The 19005-nt window shown below is 60.7% G+C and carries 18 protein-coding genes; 3 read left to right on the plus strand and 15 right to left on the minus strand.

Translation table 11 applies throughout. From position 1 onward, the window contains the following. Positions 1-32: 32 nt before the first annotated feature. The 5 genes from AC07YV_RS19705 to AC07YV_RS19725 all read right to left on the minus strand — a co-directional run bounded on the left by AC07YV_RS19705 (position 33) and on the right by AC07YV_RS19725 (position 3912). Positions 33-839 (minus strand): OmpA family protein, encoded by an 807-nt coding sequence (locus tag AC07YV_RS19705; protein ID WP_102700874.1) that lies wholly within the window; start codon positions 837-839, stop codon positions 33-35. After that, on the minus strand, positions 836-1192 hold the full coding sequence (locus AC07YV_RS19710; protein ID WP_015093949.1) for a DUF4398 domain-containing protein: 357 nt from the start codon (positions 1190-1192) through the stop codon (positions 836-838). The genes AC07YV_RS19705 and AC07YV_RS19710 overlap by 4 nt, the downstream gene beginning before the upstream one ends. A gap of 9 nt (positions 1193-1201) precedes the next feature. Then, positions 1202-2038 (minus strand): substrate-binding periplasmic protein, encoded by an 837-nt coding sequence (locus tag AC07YV_RS19715; protein WP_102700875.1) that lies wholly within the window; start codon positions 2036-2038, stop codon positions 1202-1204. A 194-nt stretch (positions 2039-2232) separates the two neighbouring features. Beyond that, entirely contained in the window at positions 2233-3162 is a 930-nt protein-coding gene (locus tag AC07YV_RS19720; protein WP_102700877.1) for an electron transfer flavoprotein subunit alpha/FixB family protein, read from the minus strand. Continuing rightward, complete coding sequence (locus tag AC07YV_RS19725) at positions 3163-3912, minus strand: electron transfer flavoprotein subunit beta/FixA family protein (RefSeq protein ID WP_015093946.1); 750 nt, start codon at positions 3910-3912, stop codon at positions 3163-3165. Between the two features lie 548 nt (positions 3913-4460). Here AC07YV_RS19725 and AC07YV_RS19730 point away from each other — a divergent pair. Then, complete coding sequence (locus tag AC07YV_RS19730) at positions 4461-6125, plus strand: electron transfer flavoprotein-ubiquinone oxidoreductase (protein ID WP_102700878.1); 1665 nt, start codon at positions 4461-4463, stop codon at positions 6123-6125. A 177-nt stretch (positions 6126-6302) separates the two neighbouring features. On the opposite strand, the gene AC07YV_RS19735 is transcribed toward AC07YV_RS19730, so the two are convergent. The 6 genes from AC07YV_RS19735 to AC07YV_RS19760 form a co-directional block, all read right to left on the minus strand. After that, positions 6303-7106, minus strand: coding sequence for an IclR family transcriptional regulator (locus tag AC07YV_RS19735; RefSeq protein ID WP_102700879.1), 804 nt, complete (start codon positions 7104-7106; stop codon positions 6303-6305). 60 nt (positions 7107-7166) lie between these two features. Continuing rightward, positions 7167-8477, minus strand: a complete 1311-nt coding sequence (locus tag AC07YV_RS19740) for an MFS transporter (protein ID WP_102700880.1) — start codon at positions 8475-8477, stop codon at positions 7167-7169. A 190-nt stretch (positions 8478-8667) separates the two neighbouring features. Continuing rightward, a complete protein-coding gene (dgoD, locus tag AC07YV_RS19745; RefSeq protein ID WP_007977010.1) occupies positions 8668-9816 on the minus strand; it encodes a galactonate dehydratase in 1149 nt (382 codons plus the stop codon). A gap of 45 nt (positions 9817-9861) precedes the next feature. After that, positions 9862-10482: a 2-dehydro-3-deoxy-6-phosphogalactonate aldolase gene (locus AC07YV_RS19750; RefSeq protein ID WP_102700881.1), complete on the minus strand. Its 621-nt coding sequence runs from the start codon at positions 10480-10482 to the stop codon at positions 9862-9864. A 19-nt stretch (positions 10483-10501) separates the two neighbouring features. Continuing rightward, positions 10502-11494 carry a 2-dehydro-3-deoxygalactonokinase gene (locus AC07YV_RS19755; RefSeq protein WP_102700882.1) on the minus strand — a complete coding sequence of 331 codons (993 nt, stop codon included), beginning with the start codon at positions 11492-11494 and terminating at the stop codon, positions 10502-10504. 197 nt (positions 11495-11691) lie between these two features. Further along, positions 11692-12174, minus strand: coding sequence for a GNAT family N-acetyltransferase (locus AC07YV_RS19760; RefSeq protein WP_085724875.1), 483 nt, complete (start codon positions 12172-12174; stop codon positions 11692-11694). A 341-nt stretch (positions 12175-12515) separates the two neighbouring features. Between AC07YV_RS19760 and AC07YV_RS19765 the strand changes: the two genes are divergently transcribed. Next, a complete protein-coding gene (locus tag AC07YV_RS19765; RefSeq protein WP_102700883.1) occupies positions 12516-13721 on the plus strand; it encodes an MFS transporter in 1206 nt (401 codons plus the stop codon). Between the two features lie 81 nt (positions 13722-13802). After that, positions 13803-14126, plus strand: coding sequence for a hypothetical protein (locus AC07YV_RS19770; protein ID WP_102700884.1), 324 nt, complete (start codon positions 13803-13805; stop codon positions 14124-14126). A 71-nt stretch (positions 14127-14197) separates the two neighbouring features. Here AC07YV_RS19770 and araH read toward each other — a convergent pair whose 3' ends face one another. The 4 genes from araH to AC07YV_RS19790 form a co-directional block, all read right to left on the minus strand. Further along, positions 14198-15166 (minus strand): L-arabinose ABC transporter permease AraH, encoded by a 969-nt coding sequence (gene araH, locus AC07YV_RS19775; RefSeq protein ID WP_102700920.1) that lies wholly within the window; start codon positions 15164-15166, stop codon positions 14198-14200. A 12-nt stretch (positions 15167-15178) separates the two neighbouring features. Continuing rightward, positions 15179-16717, minus strand: coding sequence for an L-arabinose ABC transporter ATP-binding protein AraG (gene araG, locus AC07YV_RS19780; protein ID WP_102700885.1), 1539 nt, complete (start codon positions 16715-16717; stop codon positions 15179-15181). 64 nt (positions 16718-16781) lie between these two features. Next, on the minus strand, positions 16782-17786 hold the full coding sequence (locus AC07YV_RS19785) for a substrate-binding domain-containing protein (protein WP_102700886.1): 1005 nt from the start codon (positions 17784-17786) through the stop codon (positions 16782-16784). A gap of 138 nt (positions 17787-17924) precedes the next feature. Next, positions 17925-18743, minus strand: coding sequence for an SDR family oxidoreductase (locus AC07YV_RS19790; RefSeq protein WP_102700887.1), 819 nt, complete (start codon positions 18741-18743; stop codon positions 17925-17927). Between the last annotated feature and the right edge of the window lie 262 nt (positions 18744-19005).

Here is a 19005-nt window from a genome sequence, read left to right on the forward strand (position 1 = left end):
TACAGGGTGCATAGCGTCACCCTGGAGCAGATTTAGCGGGCGGCGCCGAGCTGGCCGTTTTCGTCGGAAAACACAATCTCCACCCGACGGTTCTGTGCACGGCCCCGTTCCGACGCATTCGCGTCCACGGGATACTCGTCGCCATAACCTTCGACCTGGATGCGCTTGTCGTCGATGCCCAGGTCTATCAGCACGTCAGCCACCGACTGTGCGCGGTCGCGAGACAGCTTGAGGTTTTCCTGCTTGCCCCCGGTACTGTCCGTGTAACCTTCGATGCGCACCACACGCTTGGGGTTGAGTTGCAGGAACTGCACGATCTTCAACACCACGCGGTTGGCCGAAGGTTTCAATTCCGCTTCGCCGGTGTCGAACAGCATGTCGCCCAACGTCATCACCAGACCGCGGTCGGTCTGGGAGGTGGTCAATGCCAGGATCTGCTCTTCGAGCCATTTGCCTTGCTGCTGCACACTGAACAGTTTGGACTCACGCAATGCCAGTTGCAGACGCTGGCGTTCCAGTTCGAGTTTTGCCGCTTGCTCTTCGTTGAGCGCCTGATTGGTGTGTTCCCGGGCAATGGCGCTATAGCGCTGGCTCAGGTAGGCGTAATGCACCACGTCCGAACCACTGCCCCAATAGCTGGACAGGCGGTCGGCACGGGCCAGGGACTCACCGGCGCGGATCACGTCCTTGGGGGCGATTCGCAGCACATTGGAGTCTTCCTTGACCTTCTGAAAGTCGGTTCCGGCCTGCTGCAACGCGTTCTCACTGTGCTGGCTGACGCAACCGGTCAGGCTGGCGGCCAGGATCAAACCGCCAAGGGTTTTGCGCTTGAGGCTCATTGAGCATCTCCCAGTTGCTTTTGCAGACGGGCGATGCGGGTGTTAAGCACGTTCAACTGTTCCTCGCTCTTGGCCGTCAACACCTTGGCCTCAGCCAGGCGCGCATCCAGCTCGGCCTGTTCGGCCCGCATGCGCGCGTTCTTGAACGATTGATCAGTCATGTTGCCCTTGGCACGGTTGTACTTGTCCTCGGCCAGTTTCATTTCCGGCACATCGTCGGCGGTGGCACCCACGGCCTTGGCCTGTTCGAGTGCCTGTTCGGTCAGGCGCATTTGTTCATTCGGCGCCGGATCGGTTGCACAACCCGCCAGGGCGACAATGGCCACGGCAGCGAAAAGAGGTCGAATACTCACTAAATATCCCTACTGTTTTGGGGTACTGACGGGTTGTTGCGAGGGTTGCTGCGGTTGTGAGCGCTGTGCCTTCCAGCGCTCGATATTGCGCATCAGCACGGCTTCCGTCAGTCCGGACGCGGGCAATTCTGTCATCTTTTTGGCCAACTGTCCGCGCAACCACGGATCGTTGCAGGCCGAGTTGTGGGAAATCGCCAGGAACAGGCCAGGCTTGTCGACCGGTTGCGAACGTGCGATCAGATCACCGGCCATGCCCAACGTCTGTGCAGTCGCCATGCCCGAGTAACGTCCGGCCAGGACAAATTCGACTTCACCCAACAACAGTTTCTGAAAGGCCAGGGTCAGGTTGGACGTGCGCGCAAGGGTTAATTGCTGTGCGGCAAAGGTGCCGAATTCCGGGGTCAATCGAGCCTTTTCCGACACGGCACCCGGATGGCCGTGCAGATCTGGCGCTTCGTTGTAGACCAGCGTCGAGTCCTTGCGCGTCCAGACCAGGTAGTCGTTTTCCAGCAAGGGTGGATGGATGTAATCCAGGGTTTCCAACTCACTGACGGTCAACGTCGCGTCCGCCAGCATGTCCATGCGTCCGCTGCGCACTTCGTCCAGGGCCTGGGCGCGTTTGCCGGCATACAGCAGTTCGACCTTGAGCCCCAACTCCCCCGCCACTTGCTGCAGCAAATCGGCACTGGCACCGATCAGGTGTTTGGGATTCTGCGGGTCTTGCCACAGGTACGGCGGCGCGTCGGGGCTGCCGGTGACCACCAGGCGTTCGCATTTGCCTGCGGCGAAAGACAGCGCCGGCAACAGCGTCAATCCCAGCAAGCTCCACACACAGCGCAGATCCATGGCTTCACACTCCACTCATACCCGGTTATGCCCCCCTGTAGGAGCGAGCCTGCTCGCGATGGGCGTTAACGATGACGCGTTCATTCTGGAAAAACGCGGCGCATTGAAGTCCATCGCGAGCAAGCTCGCTCCTACAGAAGAGCAAAAAAAAGCCCGACCAAAAGGCCGGGCTCTTTATAAGTGAAGCAGCCGGTTTAGACCAGCTTCTCCAGCTCAGGGATGGCTTCGAACAGGTCCGCCACCAGGCCGTAATCGGCCACCTGGAAGATCGGCGCTTCTTCGTCCTTGTTGATCGCAACGATCACTTTGGAGTCTTTCATGCCGGCCAGGTGCTGGATCGCGCCGGAGATACCGACGGCGATGTACAGCTGTGGAGCAACGATCTTGCCGGTCTGACCGACCTGCATGTCGTTCGGAACAAAACCTGCGTCGACCGCGGCGCGCGAAGCACCCACGGCAGCGCCCAGCTTGTCGGCCAGGGCGTACAGGTGTTTGAAGTTGTCGCCGTTCTGCATGCCGCGCCCGCCGGAAACGACGATCTTGGCAGCGGTCAGTTCCGGACGATCGGACTTGGCCAGTTCTTCGCCGACGAAGCTGGAGATGCCAGCGTCGTGGGCAGCAGCAACCGCCTCAACAGCAGCCGAACCACCTTCAGCGGCAACCGGGTCGAAACCGGTGGCACGCACGGTGATCACTTTCACTGCAGCGTTCGATTGAACGGTAGCGATGGCGTTACCGGCGTAGATCGGGCGCTTGAAGGTGTCAGCGCTTTCTACCGAGATGATCTCGGAGATCTGGTCAACGTCCAGTGCAGCGGCAACGCGCGGCAGGATGTTTTTACCGTTGGAAGTAGCGGCAGCCAGGATGTGGCTGTAGCCCTTGCCGAGTTCGGCAACCAGCGGCGCAACGTTTTCCGGCAGTTGGTGAGCGTAGGCAGCGTTATCGGCTACCAGCACTTTAGCCACGCCAGCGACTTTCGCAGCGGCTTCAGCCACGGCGCCAGCGCCCTGGCCTGCAACCAGAACGTGGATGTCACCACCGATTTTGGCGGCGGCAGCAAGGGTGTTCAGCGTGGCCGGGGCCAGCACTTTGTTGTCGTGTTCAGCAATAACCAAGATAGTCATTTAGATTACCTTCGCTTCGTTTTTCAGTTTCTCGACCAGTTCAGCCACCGACTTGACCTTGATACCCGCGCTGCGTGCAGCCGGCGCTTCGACTTTCAGGGTCTTGTTGGTGGAGGCGGTGGAAACGCCCAAAGCGTCCGGAGTCAGCACTTCGAGAGGCTTCTTCTTGGCTTTCATGATGTTTGGCAGAGACGCGTAGCGCGGCTCGTTCAAACGCAGGTCGGTGGTGACGATGGCCGGCAGTTTCAGGGAAACTGTCTGCGCGCCGCCGTCGATTTCGCGAGTCACAGCAACGCTGTCACCGCTGATTTCGACTTTCGAAGCGAACGTGCCCTGACCGTAGCCGCTCAATGCAGCGAGCATCTGGCCAGTCTGGTTGTTGTCGCTGTCGATGGCTTGTTTGCCAAGGATCACCAGCTGAGGCTGTTCCTTGTCGACAACGGCCTTCAGCAGCTTGGCAACGGCCAGGGAAGTCAGGTCTTCGGCGGACTCGACGAGGATGGCGCGGTCGGCACCCAGGGCCAGCGCGGTGCGCAGTTGCTCTTGAGCGGTGGACGGGCCGACGGAGACGACGACGATTTCAGTCGCAACACCTTTTTCTTTCAGGCGTACGGCTTCTTCCACGGCGATCTCGCAGAACGGGTTCATCGACATCTTGACGTTGGCAAGATCGACGCCGGAATTGTCCGCCTTGACGCGAACCTTGACGTTGTAATCCACAACGCGTTTGACAGCTACAAGAACCTTCATGGATTCCTCGTTACTCTCCGGTGAAAAGAAAGTCGCCTAGGCGAACCTGGCGGTTGATGCTCATCGGGCGCAAGGGCACCTCCAAAAACGCCGGCAAAGGTGTCAAGTGACCAGCGCTCATGATCTGCATGACCGTTCGTCAGTGGTGACTGACGAGTCATTCAACATCGCGGCGTGTAAACTGCGCATCAAACCCGCGCAGCGCATCACTCTCTACTGCCATCGCCCTGTCTTTAGAGGTGCTCTTGAAACCAACTGCCAGCCTACGGCGAGCGCAAAACCGCCCGTATCTTGACCGGAACGCCTATTCCGGTCAATACGCCAAAATGGCCGTTCATAAGGCGCGTGACTTTGATTTCTCTGGCTTTGAGCCAATTCAAACAAACGTTTGTATTGGACGCTGAGAGTGGTGTAGATATAATGCGCCACCCAAAGAGAAAGGTGGTCAATCGATTGTCCGCTTTCGGCGTTGCGCCGGAATTCATGGATGCGACACCCAACCTCCAAATTAGAAAAAAAACTGTTGAGCCTTGAGTAGGAGATAACCTGTGGAACGCGAATACATGGAATTCGACGTCGTCATCGTCGGTGCCGGCCCCGCTGGTCTTTCCGCCGCCTGCCGCTTGAAGCAGAAGGCCGCCGAAGCCGGTAAGGAAATCAGCGTCTGCGTGGTCGAAAAAGGCTCCGAAGTCGGTGCTCACATTCTGTCCGGTGCCGTGTTCGAACCACGCGCCCTGAACGAACTGTTCCCGGACTGGAAAGAACTCGGCGCGCCGCTGAACACCCCCGTCACCCGTGACGACATCTTCGTGCTGAAGAACGCTGAAAGCGCGCAGAAAGTTCCAGACTTCTTTGTGCCCAAGACCATGCACAACGAAGGCAACTACATCATCTCCCTGGGCAACCTGTGCCGCTGGCTGGCCCAGCAGGCCGAGAACCTGGGCGTGGAAATCTACCCGGGCTTCGCCGCTCAGGAAGCGCTGATCGACGAGAACGGCGTAGTTCGCGGGATCATCACCGGCGACCTGGGCGTTGACCGCGAAGGCAACCCGAAAGAAGGCCTGTACACCCCGGGCATGGAACTGCGTGGCAAGTACACGCTGTTCGCCGAAGGTTGCCGTGGCCACATCGGCAAGCAGCTGATCAAGCGCTTCAACCTCGACAGCGATGCCGACGCCCAGCACTACGGCATCGGCCTGAAGGAAATCTGGGAAGTCGACCCGGCCAAACACCAGCCAGGCCTGGTGGTGCACACCGCCGGTTGGCCTCTGGACATCATGGGCACCGAGAACACCGGTGGCTCGTTCCTCTATCACCTGGAAAACAACCAGGTCGTCGTCGGCCTGATCGTCGACCTGTCCTACAGCAACACCTACCTGTCGCCATTCGACGAGTTCCAGCGCCTCAAGCATCACCCGGTGCTCAAGCAGTACCTGGAAGGCGGCAAGCGCATCAGCTACGGCGCTCGCGCGATCTGCAAAGGCGGCCTGAACTCGCTGCCGAAGATGGTCTTCAAGGGCGGCGCGCTGATCGGTTGCGACCTCGGCACCCTGAACTTCGCCAAGATCAAAGGCAGCCACACCGCGATGAAGTCCGGCATGCTCGCCGCTGAATCCGTGGCCGAAGCACTGTTCGCTGAAAAGGACGGCAGCGAAGAGCTGACCACCTACGTCGACGCGTTCAAGAAGAGCTGGCTCTACGACGAACTGTTCGCCAGCCGCAACTTCGGCCCGGCGATCCACAAGTTCGGCGCCATCGTCGGTGGCGGCTTCAACTGGCTGGACCAGAACATCTTCGGCGGCAAACTGCCGTTCACCCTGCACGACACCAAGCCGGATTACGCGTGCCTGAAACTGGCGGCCGATTGCAAGAAGATCGACTACCCGAAACCGGACGGCAAGATCAGCTTCGACAAACTGAGCTCGGTGTTCATCTCCGGTACCAACCACGAAGAAGAGCAGCCGTGCCACCTGAAGCTGGCCGATCCGAGCATCCCGATCAGCAAGAACCTGCCGCTGTACGATGAGCCGGCACAGCGTTACTGCCCGGCCGGCGTGTATGAAGTGATCACCAAGGAAGACGGCGAGAAGCGCTTCCAGATCAACGCCCAGAACTGCGTTCACTGCAAGACCTGCGACATCAAGGACCCTGCACAGAACATCACCTGGGTAACGCCGGAAGGCGCTGGTGGCCCGACTTACCCGAACATGTAAGCCGACCGCTGAACATCAAGGCTCCCGGATGGGGGCCTTTTTGTTGCCTGGCATTTATGCAACAACACAAACCCCTTGTGGGAGCGGGCTTGCTCGCGAAAGCGGTCATTCATTCAACATTGATGTCGACTGATACACCGCTTTCGCGAGCAAGCCCGCTCCCACAAAGGGGTCGAATCAGACCTTGAGACCCAGCTCCGCCGAGAGCCGCGCCGTAACACCCTTGATCAGTGGAATCAGCTCGGCCATTTTCTCCAGCGGCATATACGGCACGGTACTGGCGATGCTGATGCCGGCGACGATGCGCTTGCTGGCATCGCGCACCGGCGCCGCCACGCAACGGATCGACGGCTCGTTATCTTCCAGATCGAAGGCGTAGCCGCCGGCCACGTACTCGACCATGCGCTGCTGAAACTGCTCCCAGGACTGCTCCGGGTGCTGCGGCCAGAACTGGTTTTTCCCACCCACCGGCAGGCTGACTTCGTACAGGCGCTGCCACTCTTGCGGCGAATCATCAAGCATCAGCGCCTTGCCGATCCCGGTGCGCGCCAGCGGCATCCGATGGCCGACCCGCGAGCGCATTTCCGGGCCATTGCGTCCCGGGTTCTTGTGCAGGTACAGCACTTCGTCGCCTTCACGGATCGCCAGATGAACGGTGTCGCCGGTCAACGCCGACAACTCATCCAGATACGGCCCGGCCAGGGTCACCAACGGCAACTCTTCACGGGCCTGAAAGCCCAACTCGATCAACTTCGGCCCCAGCAGATAACCGACTTGCGGCACCACCCGCAGGTAACGCTCGTCCACCAGGCAACTGGCCAGGCGATGGGTGGTGCTGCGCGTGGTGCCGATCAGCCGGGCGATTTCCTTGAGATCGCGGGCGCCGCTGGCCACGGCATGAACCACACCCAAACCGCGAAGCAGGGTCTGGGTGCCGGTCGGTGCGGCGTCCTTGGCGATTTTTGGGGCGTCTTCCTGCATATCCAGCCTATACCGTTGAGCGAGTGAACGGGCGGCATTATGGTCGCCCGCGTGCCACGACTACAACTTGATACGCTCGACCTTGCCCACCAGCAAGATGTAGGACAGTGCACCGATCAATGCCAGCACCGAGATGTAGGTGATCGCCGGGGCAAAGGAATCACCCGTGGCGAGGAAGCCGATCACGATAGGCGTGGCAATCGCCGACAGGTTGCCGATGAAGTTGAACACCCCGCCGGTCAGCCCGAGCAAACGTGCCGGGGCGAGCGTCGACACCAATGACCAGGTGATCGAAGCCAGGCCGTTGCCGAAAAATGCCAGCGCGAGGAAGGCAATCACCAGCGGCGTCGACTCAACGAAGTTGGCGCCGATAATCGAGGTGGAAATCAGCAAGCCGCTGATGATCGGCAACTTGCGGGCGAAACCCACCGTGTAACCGCGACGGATCAAAAAGTCCGAGAAAAAACCGGAACACAGTACGCCGACAAAGGCCGCGAGAAACGGCAGCGACGCCAGCAGGCCGGACTTGATGAAGTCCATGCCGCGGTATTTCACCAGGTAGGTCGGGAACCACGTCAGGAAAAACCACAGGGTCGAGTTGAGGCAGAACTGGCCGAGGTAGATACCCCAGAGCTTGCGTTTGGTCAGGACAATCCCCAGGTCAGTCCAGCTGAATTTGGTTTTGACCTTGGCCTGTTCGGCCTGGATATCCACCAGCCCACCGCCCTCGCGGATCAAGTCGATCTCCGCCTGATTGGCGCCTTTGAAATCCCGTGGCTCGCGATACACCGCGTACCAGATCACGGCCCACAGAATGCCTACCGCGCCGGTGGTGACGAACACCATGTGCCAGCCGAATTCGTGCTGCAGCCAGGCCAGCACCGGTGTCAGGAAGGCCAGGCCGACGAATTGTCCGGAGGTGTAGAAACCGATGGCCGTGGCACGCTCCCGCTCGGGGAACCAGGTGGTGACCACGCGGCTGTTGATCGGATAGGCCGGCGCTTCCAGGGCCCCGACCGCCATGCGCAGCACGAACAGCGCGATGAAGCTGCCGGCGAAGCCGAGCATCACGGTGGCAATCGACCACAGCAACAGCGCTGCCGTGTAAAGAATGCGTGGCGGGACCCGGTCTACCAGCCAGCCGCCGGGGATCTGCATGGCCGCGTAGGTCCAGCCGAAGGCAGAGAAGATCAGGCCGACGTGGATCGGGTCGATGCCCAGGTCACTGGTCAATGCCGGGGCGGCAATCGACAGGTTGCTGCGGTCCAGGTAGTTGATCACCACGGTGATGAACAACAGCACCATGATGAAAAAACGCTTGCGGCTGGGCGCCACCAACGACGCCTGGCCGGTGAGGGTTTGCGGTTGCATGGGGGGGTGCCTCTTCTTATGGTTATTGAGGTCGAAAACCGGGTTAACGCAGATCTCACTGTGCAAGGAGATCAAACTGTGGGAGCGAGCCTGCTCGCGAATGCGGTGTGTCAGGCAACATCCATGTTGAATGCACCATCGTCTTCGCGAGCAGGCTCGCTCCCACAGGGTTCAGTGGTGTGTCAGTGACTCACCACTCGGCAAAACTGCCATCGGCATGGCGCCAGATCGGGTTGCGCCAGCGGTGGCCGATGGCGGCGCGTTCGATCACGTATTCCTCGTTGATCTCGATGCCCAGGCCCGGGCCGTTCGGGATCTTCACGAAGCCCTGGTCGTAATCGAACACCCGTGGGTCTTTCACGTAGTCGAGCAGGTCGTTGCTCTCGTTGTAGTGGATGCCCAGGCTCTGCTCCTGGATGAATGCGTTGTAGCAAGCCGCGTCCAGTTGCAGGCAAGCCGCCAGGGCAATCGGGCCCAGCGGGCAATGCAGCGCCAGCGCCACGTCGTAGGCTTCGGCCATGTTGGCGATCTTGCGGGTTTCGGTGATGCCTCCGGCATGGGACGCATCCGGCTGGATGATGTCGACGTAGCCTTCGCTGAGCACGCGCTTGAAATCCCAGCGCGAGAACAGGCGCTCGCCGAGGGCAATCGGTGTGCTGGTCAGTGGTGCCAGTTCTTTCAGCGCTTCGTAGTTTTCGCTGAGCACCGGCTCTTCGATGAACATCAGCTTGTACGGATCAAGCTCCTTCATCAGCACCTTGGCCATGGGCTTGTGCACCCGGCCATGGAAGTCCACGCCGATGCCGACGTTCGGGCCGACCGCATCGCGCACGGCAGCGACGTTGGCCAGGGCCTGGTCGACTTTGTCGAAGGTGTCGAGGAATTGCAGTTCTTCGGTGCCGTTCATTTTCACCGCGGTGAAACCGCGCTCGACCGCTTCTTTGGCCGCACGCGCCGTGTCCGCCGGGCGGTCACCGCCGATCCACGAATACACGCGAATCTTGTCCCGCACCTGACCACCCAGCAGGTCGCTGACCGACACCCCCAGCGCCTTGCCCTTGATGTCCCACAACGCCTGGTCGATACCGGCCAGGGCGCTCATGTGGATCGCGCCGCCACGGTAGAAGCCACCGCGATAGAGCACGGTCCAGATGTCTTCGATGTTGCGTGGGTCTTTGCCGATCAGGTAGTCGGACAATTCCTCAACGGCAGCGGCGACGGTATGGGCGCGGCCTTCGACCACGGGCTCGCCCCAACCGGTGACGCCCTCGTCGGTTTCGACCTTGAGGAAGCACCAGCGTGGCGGAACGATGAAGGTGGTCAGTTTGGTGATTTTCATCTGTTGTCTCTCTTATGGATGCAGCGCTCGCAGCGCCAAAAAGTCTTAGCGAAGGGCTTTCCAGGCAGCGACATAGGCCTTGGCATTGGCCGCCACTTGCTCCGGGGTCATGCCCGGTTTGAACAGACCGGAGCCGAGGCCGAAACCTTTGACGCCCGCGTCGATAAACTCCTGCATGTTGTCCGGGGTGATGCCACCGACCGGCGCCAGGATCGTCCCGGCCGGCAGTACCGCCAGCCAGGCCTTGACGACTGCCGGCCCCATTTGCTCGGCCGGGAACAGCTTGAGGATGTCCGCGCCTTCGGCCAGCGCCGCGAAGGCTTCGGTCGGTGTGGCGACACCGGGCGACAGGTACAGCCCCGCCGCTTTCGCCGCACGCAGGACCTTCGGATCGCTATGGGGCATGACGATCACCTGCCCCCCCGCCGCTTTCACCCGTTCGACCTGTTCCGGGGTCAGCACCGTGCCGGCACCGATCAGGCAATCGGCAGGCAAGATACTGCGCAGGATGCGGATACTGTCGTACGGTTCAGGGGAATTGAGCGGCACTTCGATGACGCGAAATCCGGCGGCGTACAGGACTTCGCCGATAGCGGCAGCTTCCTGTGGACGCAGGCCGCGCAGGATCGCGATCAGGCCGTTTTGCGCCAGCGCTTGTTTGAGCATGTCAGACCTCCAGGCAGGTTTAACGGGATGCGGTGGACGTGACCAGACCGGCGGCGAGCGCCAGTTGCCACAATCCGCGTTCGGTGGCCTGTTCGGCCAGGGTCACCCGGGTAAAACCGCAGGCGTCGAGCGCACGGCGGTAGCGGGCACAGAGATGGGTATTGCCGATAAGGATGATCGACGGCAAATGGACGCTGTTGCGCCGACGCCGCTGGACATTGGCCAGGGCCGACAACTCGTGGCCGATCAGCAGGCCGGACAGATAGTCCGCCTGAGCGGTGGCGCTCAATTCGCCGGTCAGGCCCAGGCTACGGGCACTGAACAGGGTCGACAGCGGACCGGTTTCACCGTCCGCCGACAACGCGACCTGCACGCCACGATCAAACGCGTCGCCATCGAAAGACCCGCCACGCTGCTGGGTGCGTCCGAGAATGCTGTGCTCGCTGAGCACGGCGAAGACTTCGCCAGTCATGAAGGTATCGAAATGCACGATGCAGCCGTCGGCCACTTCGACCCATTTCGAATGACTGCCCGGCAGGCCGATCAGCAGGTCCGCGCTCGCCTCGCCCGGCAGGTTCTGCAGCACACCGAGCACCTGGGTTTCTTCGCCGCGCATCACGTTCGGCAGACGTGAACGCTCGATGACGCCGGGCACGATGTGCACATCGACGCCACGCAGGCTGCACACGGTTTGCAAGGAAGTGCCGAGCGTGGCGACGTTCGCCGGCGTGTCGCGATACGCCGCTTCGCACCAGCCCTGGGCGCTGCCGACCATGCCACAGGCAATCACCGGCAATTGCGGCTGGGCATCGAGCCAGTCACCGCATGCCTCATCGAAGGCCAGTTCAAAACCGTCGGTGCATTCCCGGCCGCCAATGACTCGAGGTGTCTTGGGCAACTGCATGATCCCCGACGCCAGCGAGCGCTGTTCGAGCACCTGCCCGCCTTCAGCCAGTTTGTAAGCACGTAATGAGGTTGTCCCCCAGTCGAGCGCGATCAATTGCGCCTGCATCGCTTCACCTGTTTTGGTTTTTGGCAGTGAGTGAGCGGGACTATAAACCCGGATGCCGGGAAATCTCAATATATAAATATCAATCCCATATTGTGAGACGAAGACAAAAAAAAGATCGCAGCCTTCCGCAACTCCTACAAGGTGAACGTTCGTCCCGGTGTAGGAGCTGCCGAAGGCTGCGATCTTTTAAGGGCCGATCAATTACCCGCAGCAAAATCCCTCAAAACGGCCCCGTCCATCCGATACCGAACCCACTCCTCCTGCGGCTGCGCACCCAGGGATTTGTAGAAATCGATGGCCGGCGTATTCCACTCCAGCACGCTCCACTCGAAACGGCCGCAGTCGTTGGCGCAGGCGATTTTCGCCAGATGCCGCAGCAGGGTCTTGCCCGCGCCACCGCCGCGTTGTTCCGGCGTGATGTAAAGGTCTTCGAGGTACAGGCAATTGCTGCCCAACCAGGTGGAATAGCTGAAGAAGAACACCGCGAAACCGATGGCAGCACCGTCGCGCAGGCAGATCAGGCCGTGGGCGGTGGCGCCTTCGCTGAACAGGCTGCGCTCGATATCGGCAACGCTGGCGATGACTTCATGGCGGGCACGTTCGTAGTCGGCCAGTTCGGTGATGAACGCGAGGATTTGCGGTGCATCACTGGGGGTCGCCGGGCGGATTTCGATCGTCATGGACGTGCCTTGTCTAAAGTTGAAAACGCCATACTAAGACGACGCGTGGCCTGTGGCGAGGGGGCTTGCCTGTGGCGAGGGAGCTTGCTCCCGCCGGGTTGCGCAGCAGCCCCAAAAAGAACACTTGAGTCTTACTGGTGGAACGCAGTCTTTGAGAAAGGGCCTGCTTCGCAGGCCAGCGGGAGCAAGCTCCCTCGCCACAAAAGCTGGATCGCCACAACAACGCAGAGGCTTCACTCCGGTCACCACTAACCCTGGCATCGATAACCTTGGACCTGACATTCGGGCACTGCGTGGTTAGATAGCGGCGCTGCTCACTTATCCGGTCAAGGAACCGCGTCATGTCTACCGCAACACCCCCAGTCTCAAGCAAGTTGTTCGGCCTGTTTTGCCTCGCCAGTTACCTGTTGTCGTTGTCTTACGGCTCGACCTTCCTGCTGTCGCTGTTGATCAGCGCGCGTGGCGGCAACGAACACGATGCCGGCAGTGTGATTTCGGCGGCGATGCTCAGCACCTTTGCGGCGGTGATCGTTTCCGGCCATCTGTCCGACCTGCTCGGTGCCGCCCGGTCAGTGGCACTGTTCGGTGTGTTGCTGGTAGCGGCCAGCCTGGGCTTCGCCCTGACCCCGGGCTTCGGCCCTCTGCTGTTGTTTTTCGGCCTGTTGCTGGGCTTGGGTTGGGGCGTGTTCTACACCCTGGGGCCGATCATGGTGGCAAGCCTGGTAACACCCGCACAGCGCGCCAGATACTTCGCCCTGCTGTCGGGCAGCATGATGACCGGGATCGGCAGTGGTCCACTGCTCGGCCGCGCGGCGAGTGCCCTCGGGTATCCGGTGAGCGCTGCGTTTTATCTGGCGGCACTGGCCAGCCTGATCGGTGTGCTGCTGTTCTGGCGCCTGCAGCAAAAATTGAATCAGGCCTCCCTGCCATCGGGCAGCATGTCGCGGATTTCGTGGCGTGCAGCGGGTCAGGTGCTGTCGTCCAGGGCTGTCTTCCCGATCATCATGGTCGGTCTTGGTGGCTGCGTGTTCGGCGGGCTGTCGAGCTTTCAAACCAGTTATGCCGCAGCGCGCTCGCTCGACTACTCGCTGTTCTTCCTCGGCTTCATGAGCGCGGCGATCAGTGGCCGGATGCTGATTGCCGGGTTCGTGGTCAAGCGCGACCCATTGCGTGCCTCGTGTCTGCTTTCGGGGCTGATGCTGGCATCGATCGTCATGTTCGGTTTTGTCGTCGACAGCAGCTTCAGCTACGTGCTCGCGGCGGTGATGCTCGGGATCGGTTACGGCCTGACCTACTCGGTGATCAACGGCCTGGCCGCCAATGAAGCGCCGACTGGCACCACCGCGCAATCCCTGCTGCTGTTCAGCCTGTCGTACTTCATCGGAGTGTTCGGCTTCCCCTTGCTGGCCGGGAAAATCATCGTCGAGCAAGGGATGGCCACCCTGCTGCTCACCGTGTTGGCGGTTGCTACGCTCAACTGGTTGATCACCGCAGGCCGATTGATCTGGCGAAGGGCAGCAGCGGTCAGGGCATTGACGCAGGCCTGAGCCGTCCGTCGCTGACAACGCACCTATCCCGGTCGAGGACGGACTAATCAGGTATGGACTCTACCCGTTGGAGACAACACCATGATCCTGTCCAGGTTGACCGCCCTCGCCCTCACCGCCCTGCTGTCTTGTGCCTCGTTCGCCGGGACCCTCGGCTCAAGCACCGGCCCGACCAATCCGGTGGAAAAACCCAGGGCGCCAGCCATCCAGAGTGCCCCCGGCATGAACACCGATGGCACCACGATCGACCACAACCTGCCTCCGTCCACCGGCACCGACCCACGCATCCAGGGCAATGACATGGGGCGTCAGGGCGGGGCGGATTTGCCGGACAAAAAAACGCCCGGCAGCGGTGGTCTCGGCTCAAGCACCACCGAGGACGAGGACAGCAATATGAGGCAATAGTGAAGCCAGGATAAATGTACTGAAGCTGATGGCCCCTTCACGGGCAAACCCGCACACAGAGGAAATGAGTCTCAGCGTTGCTTGAGGCGGTCAATAACCACCGCCAGCAGCAAGATCGAACCGCGAATCACATACTGATAAAACGTATCGATGTTCTTCAGGTTCATCGCATTCTCGATGATCGCCAGAATCAACACCCCGGCAATCACGTGCCGGATCATGCCGATACCGCCACTCAACGATACCCCGCCCAGTACACAGGCCGAGATCACGGTCAGCTCGAAACCCTGGCCGATCATCGGTTGGCCGGAGGTCATGCGCGACGCCAGGATCACCCCGGCCAACGCGCCAATCACGCCATGCACGGCAAAGATGATGATCTTGGTCCGGTCGACATTGACCCCGGCCAGCAACGCCGCCTCCTGATTGCCGCCGATGGCCATGGTGTTGCGCCCGTAGGTCGTGTAGTTCAGCAGCCAGCCGAAGAACAGGAAGCAGACGATGGTGATCAGGATCGGTACCGGCACGCCGAACATCTGGCCGTTACCGAACACGAAGAACGACTCCTGGGATACCCCCACCGCTTTGCCGTTGGCGAAGATGTAAGCCAGGCCGCGCACTATCTGCATGGTCGCCAGCGTGGTGATCAGCGCGTTGACCCGCAGCTTGGCGATGACGATGCCGTTGATCAGCCCGACGATCAGGCCCATCACCATCGCTGCACAGACACCGAGAAACACACTGTTGGTGTCGCGCATCACCACCGCCGCAACCACCCCGGCACAGGCAATCACCGAGCCCACCGACAAGTCGAAATGCCCGGACGCCAGGCAATACAACATGGTGCACGCGGCAATGCCGGTGGTGGAAATCGCCAGGCCCAGGCCACGCATGTTCAGCGGTGACAGGAAGTTGTCGATCATCAGGGTACAGAGCACGAAGATTCCGACGGCCGCCAGCAGCATTACCCAGTCATCTAGAAAGCGCCGCATATCCAGCGGTTTGCGTGTAGTCGGCAGGGTGTTGTTTTGGGTTGTCATCATAGTCACCTCTCAGTTCGCCACGCCGTCGGCGCGTTGGCGCGGCAAAGCCAGTTGCAGCAGGTTGGATTCGTTGGCCTGGTCGCGGCTCAGTTCGCCACGCAGCGCGCCTTCGCACAGCACCAGGATGCGGTCGGAAATGCCCATGACTTCCATCAAGTCGCTGGACACCACAATCACCGCGATCCCTTCGGTCGCCAGGTTATGGATGATCTGGTAGATCTCGGCCTTGGCGCCGATGTCGATGCCGCGGGTCGGTTCGTCGAGCAGCAGCACTTTCATCGGCATCGACAGCCAGCGGCCGAGAATCGCCTTCTGTTGATTGCCGCCGGATAGAAACTTGATCGGCTGCCCGGCGTGTGGTGTTTTCACCTTGAGCGCCTTGATCTGCTGGTCGGCGTTGCCTTTCTCCCACAAGCCACGCAACAGGCAGCCGAAGGTGGAGTGGGCGCCGCGGGCGCTGATGTTGATGTTCTCGGCGACACTGGCCAGCGGCAGGATGCCTTCCTTCTTGCGGTCCTCGGGGCACAACAGGATCCCGGCGGCAATCGCGTCCCGGGGTGAACGCAGCTTCAGTGCATGGCCACGCAGTTTCAGCTGTCCGGCGCTGTTGCGTGTCAGGCCGCTGAGCAGGCGCAACAGTTCGGTGCGACCGGCGCCCACCAGCCCGAACAACCCGAGGATCTCGCCTTTGTGCACCTCGAAACTCACGGGCTCGCGTAACCCCGGCCCGAGCAGACCGTCGACCTTGAGTGCCACCGCGCCGCGCTGGCGCGGGCGGTAATCGTAGATGTCCTGGATGTCGCGCCCGACCATGCAGGTGACCAATTGATCATGGGTCAGCTCGCTCATGTCATCGAACGTGCGCACGTATCGCCCGTCCTTGAACACCGTCACCGCATTGCAGATGCGGAACACTTCTTCCATGCGGTGGGAGACATAGAGCACCACTTTGCCCTCGTCCCGCAGCCGGCCGATGATCGCCATCAGGCGGTCGATCTCCCGCGCCGAAAGGCTGCTGGTGGGTTCGTCGAAGGCAATCACATGGGCGCCACGGGACAGCGCCTTGGCGATTTCCACCAGTTGCCGTTGCCCCAGGGACAGGCGCCCGACTTTCTCCTGCAGGTCAATCTCATCGGCCAGCCCTTTGAGACAGGCCAACGCCTGCTGGCGCAGGGTGCCGCGATTGATCAGGCCAAAACTGGCCGGCAGATGCCCGAGAAACAGGTTCTCCGCCACGGTCATTTCCGGCACCAGATGCAGTTCCTGGTGAATCACCGCGACGCCACTGCCGATGCTGTCGGCGGTGGACTTGAAGTCCATCGTCCGCTCGCCGATCTGCAAGGCTCCGCTGCTGGGTATGTAGGCCCCGCCGAGGATTTTCAGCAGCGTCGATTTGCCGGCGCCGTTCTCGCCCATCAAGGCATGAACCTGCCCCGGATAGGCGACGAAGCTGATGTTGTCCAGCGCCTTCACCCCGGGAAAGGTCTTGCCGATCCCGTTGAAACGCAAGCTGCCGCTGTGTTGCTGTGTATGTGTTTGCGCGTGCATAACCCACCTCTTCAAACCGGACAGGCAACCTCGTCACCGAGGCCGCCGCTGAAATCAATGGCCGTCAGTTCCACAGGCCGATCTTTTCCAGTTCCTGCTTGAAGTTGTCGCGGGTGATCAGCGTCACGTCATCCATGGCGGTGTACTTCGCCGGTTCTTTGCCGGTGGTGACCCACTCGTACATCATGCTTGCGGTGTTGTAGCCCTCGATGTGCGGGCTCGGCAGCATCGAACCATAGAAGCCGCTGTCGGGCTTCTTCAGCTCGCCGATGGCGTCGGTACCATTGATGCCGATGCCGATCACGTTGGCCGCAGCGAACCCGGCGCTCTCGGTGGCGCGCACACCGCCGAGTACGGTGTTGTCGTTCATGCCGCCGATGATCAGGTTCTTCGCTGCACTCGGCAGTTTCACCAATGCCGAGTTGGTGGCGTCCATGCTGCCCGGCACGTCGAGGGTCTTGAGGGCCGAGAACAGGATGTGGTCCTTCGGCATGCCGGCGTCTTCCAGGGCTTTCACCGAACCGTCGGTGCGCTTCTTGCCGGTGTCGAGTTCGTTGTAGGTGTTGATTACCGCGTACGTATCTTTCCAGTCCCAGCCGCGTTTCTTCGCCTCGGTGGCCATGGCATGGCCTTGCTTCTGGCCGACTTCGAACGCGGCCATGCCGAGGTACGGCACGTCTTCCATGAACTTGCCGCTGGCATCGACGAAACGGTCATCGACGGCGATCACCTTCAACCCGTTGAGCTTGGCCTTGGCCATGATTGCCGGGCCGAGGGACACGTCCGGCGGGCAGATCACGAAGCCTTTGGCGCCATTGGCCGCGAGGCTGTCGATGGCCGACAGGGTTTTCTCACCGTCCGGCACGGCGATCTTGATCAGGGTGAAGCCCTTCTCTTTCCCGGCCTTTTCGGCAAACGCCCACTCAGTCTGGAACCAGGGTTCTTCCGCCTGCTTGACCAGGAAACCGATTTTCACTTCCTCGGCCGCCAGCAGCGTGCTGCTCAGGCTGACCGCCGATACCGCCAACGCGGCACAGCACAGGGAACGGATAGCATGACGACGATTCATAAGCTGACTCCTTGTTATTTTTGTTGAGCGTTCTTTGAAAGCGTTCTGTAAAGCCAAGGCGGTAAACCGAACCGCCAATAGTCATATCGTATGATGATTGGATTTCAGACGTACCAGGACGCCTGAAAGCCCGGTCACTCAGTCGTGATACATCACCGAACGCCCACCATCGATGGTGATGCACGAGGCATTGATGAACGGTGCTTCATCACTGGCCAGGAACACCGCGGTCATCGCCACTTCAATCGGCTGGCCGATGCGTTTGGGTGGATGCAGGTCAAACGCACGTTGGCGCTCAGCGTGAGGGTCGGTGAAACCGTTCCAGTAATCGATATTGATCTGAGTTTCGATATAGCCCGGTGCGATGGCGTTGACGCGGATGCCCCTGGACGCATATTCGATGCCCAGCGCGCGGGTCAGGCCGAGCAAGCCGTGCTTGGCCACCGGGTAGGGAAAGCAGCCCGGAATGATGTGGGAGGAATGGGTCGAGGCAATATTGATGATGCTGCCGATGCCCTGCTCGATCATCTGCGGCAGCACCGCCTTGCAGCCATACCACGCGCCATCGAGGTCAATGGCAAAGCAGCGACGCCAGTCTTCCTCGGTCATTTCCAGCGGATCACGGAACACGTTGACCCCGGCGCAGTTGACCAGCACATCGATCCGGCCGTGTCGCTCGACCGCCAGCCTGGCCATCGCCTGCAGATCCTGCGGCTGTGAAACGTCAGCCTTGATCGCCACCACGTCGGCGCCCTGTCCGCGCCAGTGCGCCGCGACCTTCTCGACCTTCTCGGCCTGGATGTCGCTGATGATCAGCCTGGCCTGCTGGGACGCAAAGGTTGCCACAATGGCCTCGCCAATGCCCTGGGCGGCACCGGTCAGCAGCACGACTTTGTCTTTGAGGCGCTCACCCTTGGGCGGTTCGGGCACTGGGGGCAACGACAGCGGTTCAGCCATGGTTCAAGACTCCTGTTCGAAAACACGACGAAAACCGGACATCAGTCGATGGCCGGTCAAATTGCGTTGTGGAAGAAAACAGGTGAGGGCGAAAACGTTTCAGCTTGAAAACGCTTTGCGGCACTGTCTCCGCTAGGGAGCACGGGGGAGTTTCGCTGCATCACTTCACCTGTTTTGTTTTTTTGAGTGTGAGTGCATGTAACTGGTGAGGCCGACTATAAACCTGGCCTGCGACAAATCTCAATATATATATTTACATCCC

It is taken from the genome of Pseudomonas sp. GW456-E7 (assembly GCF_059424105.1).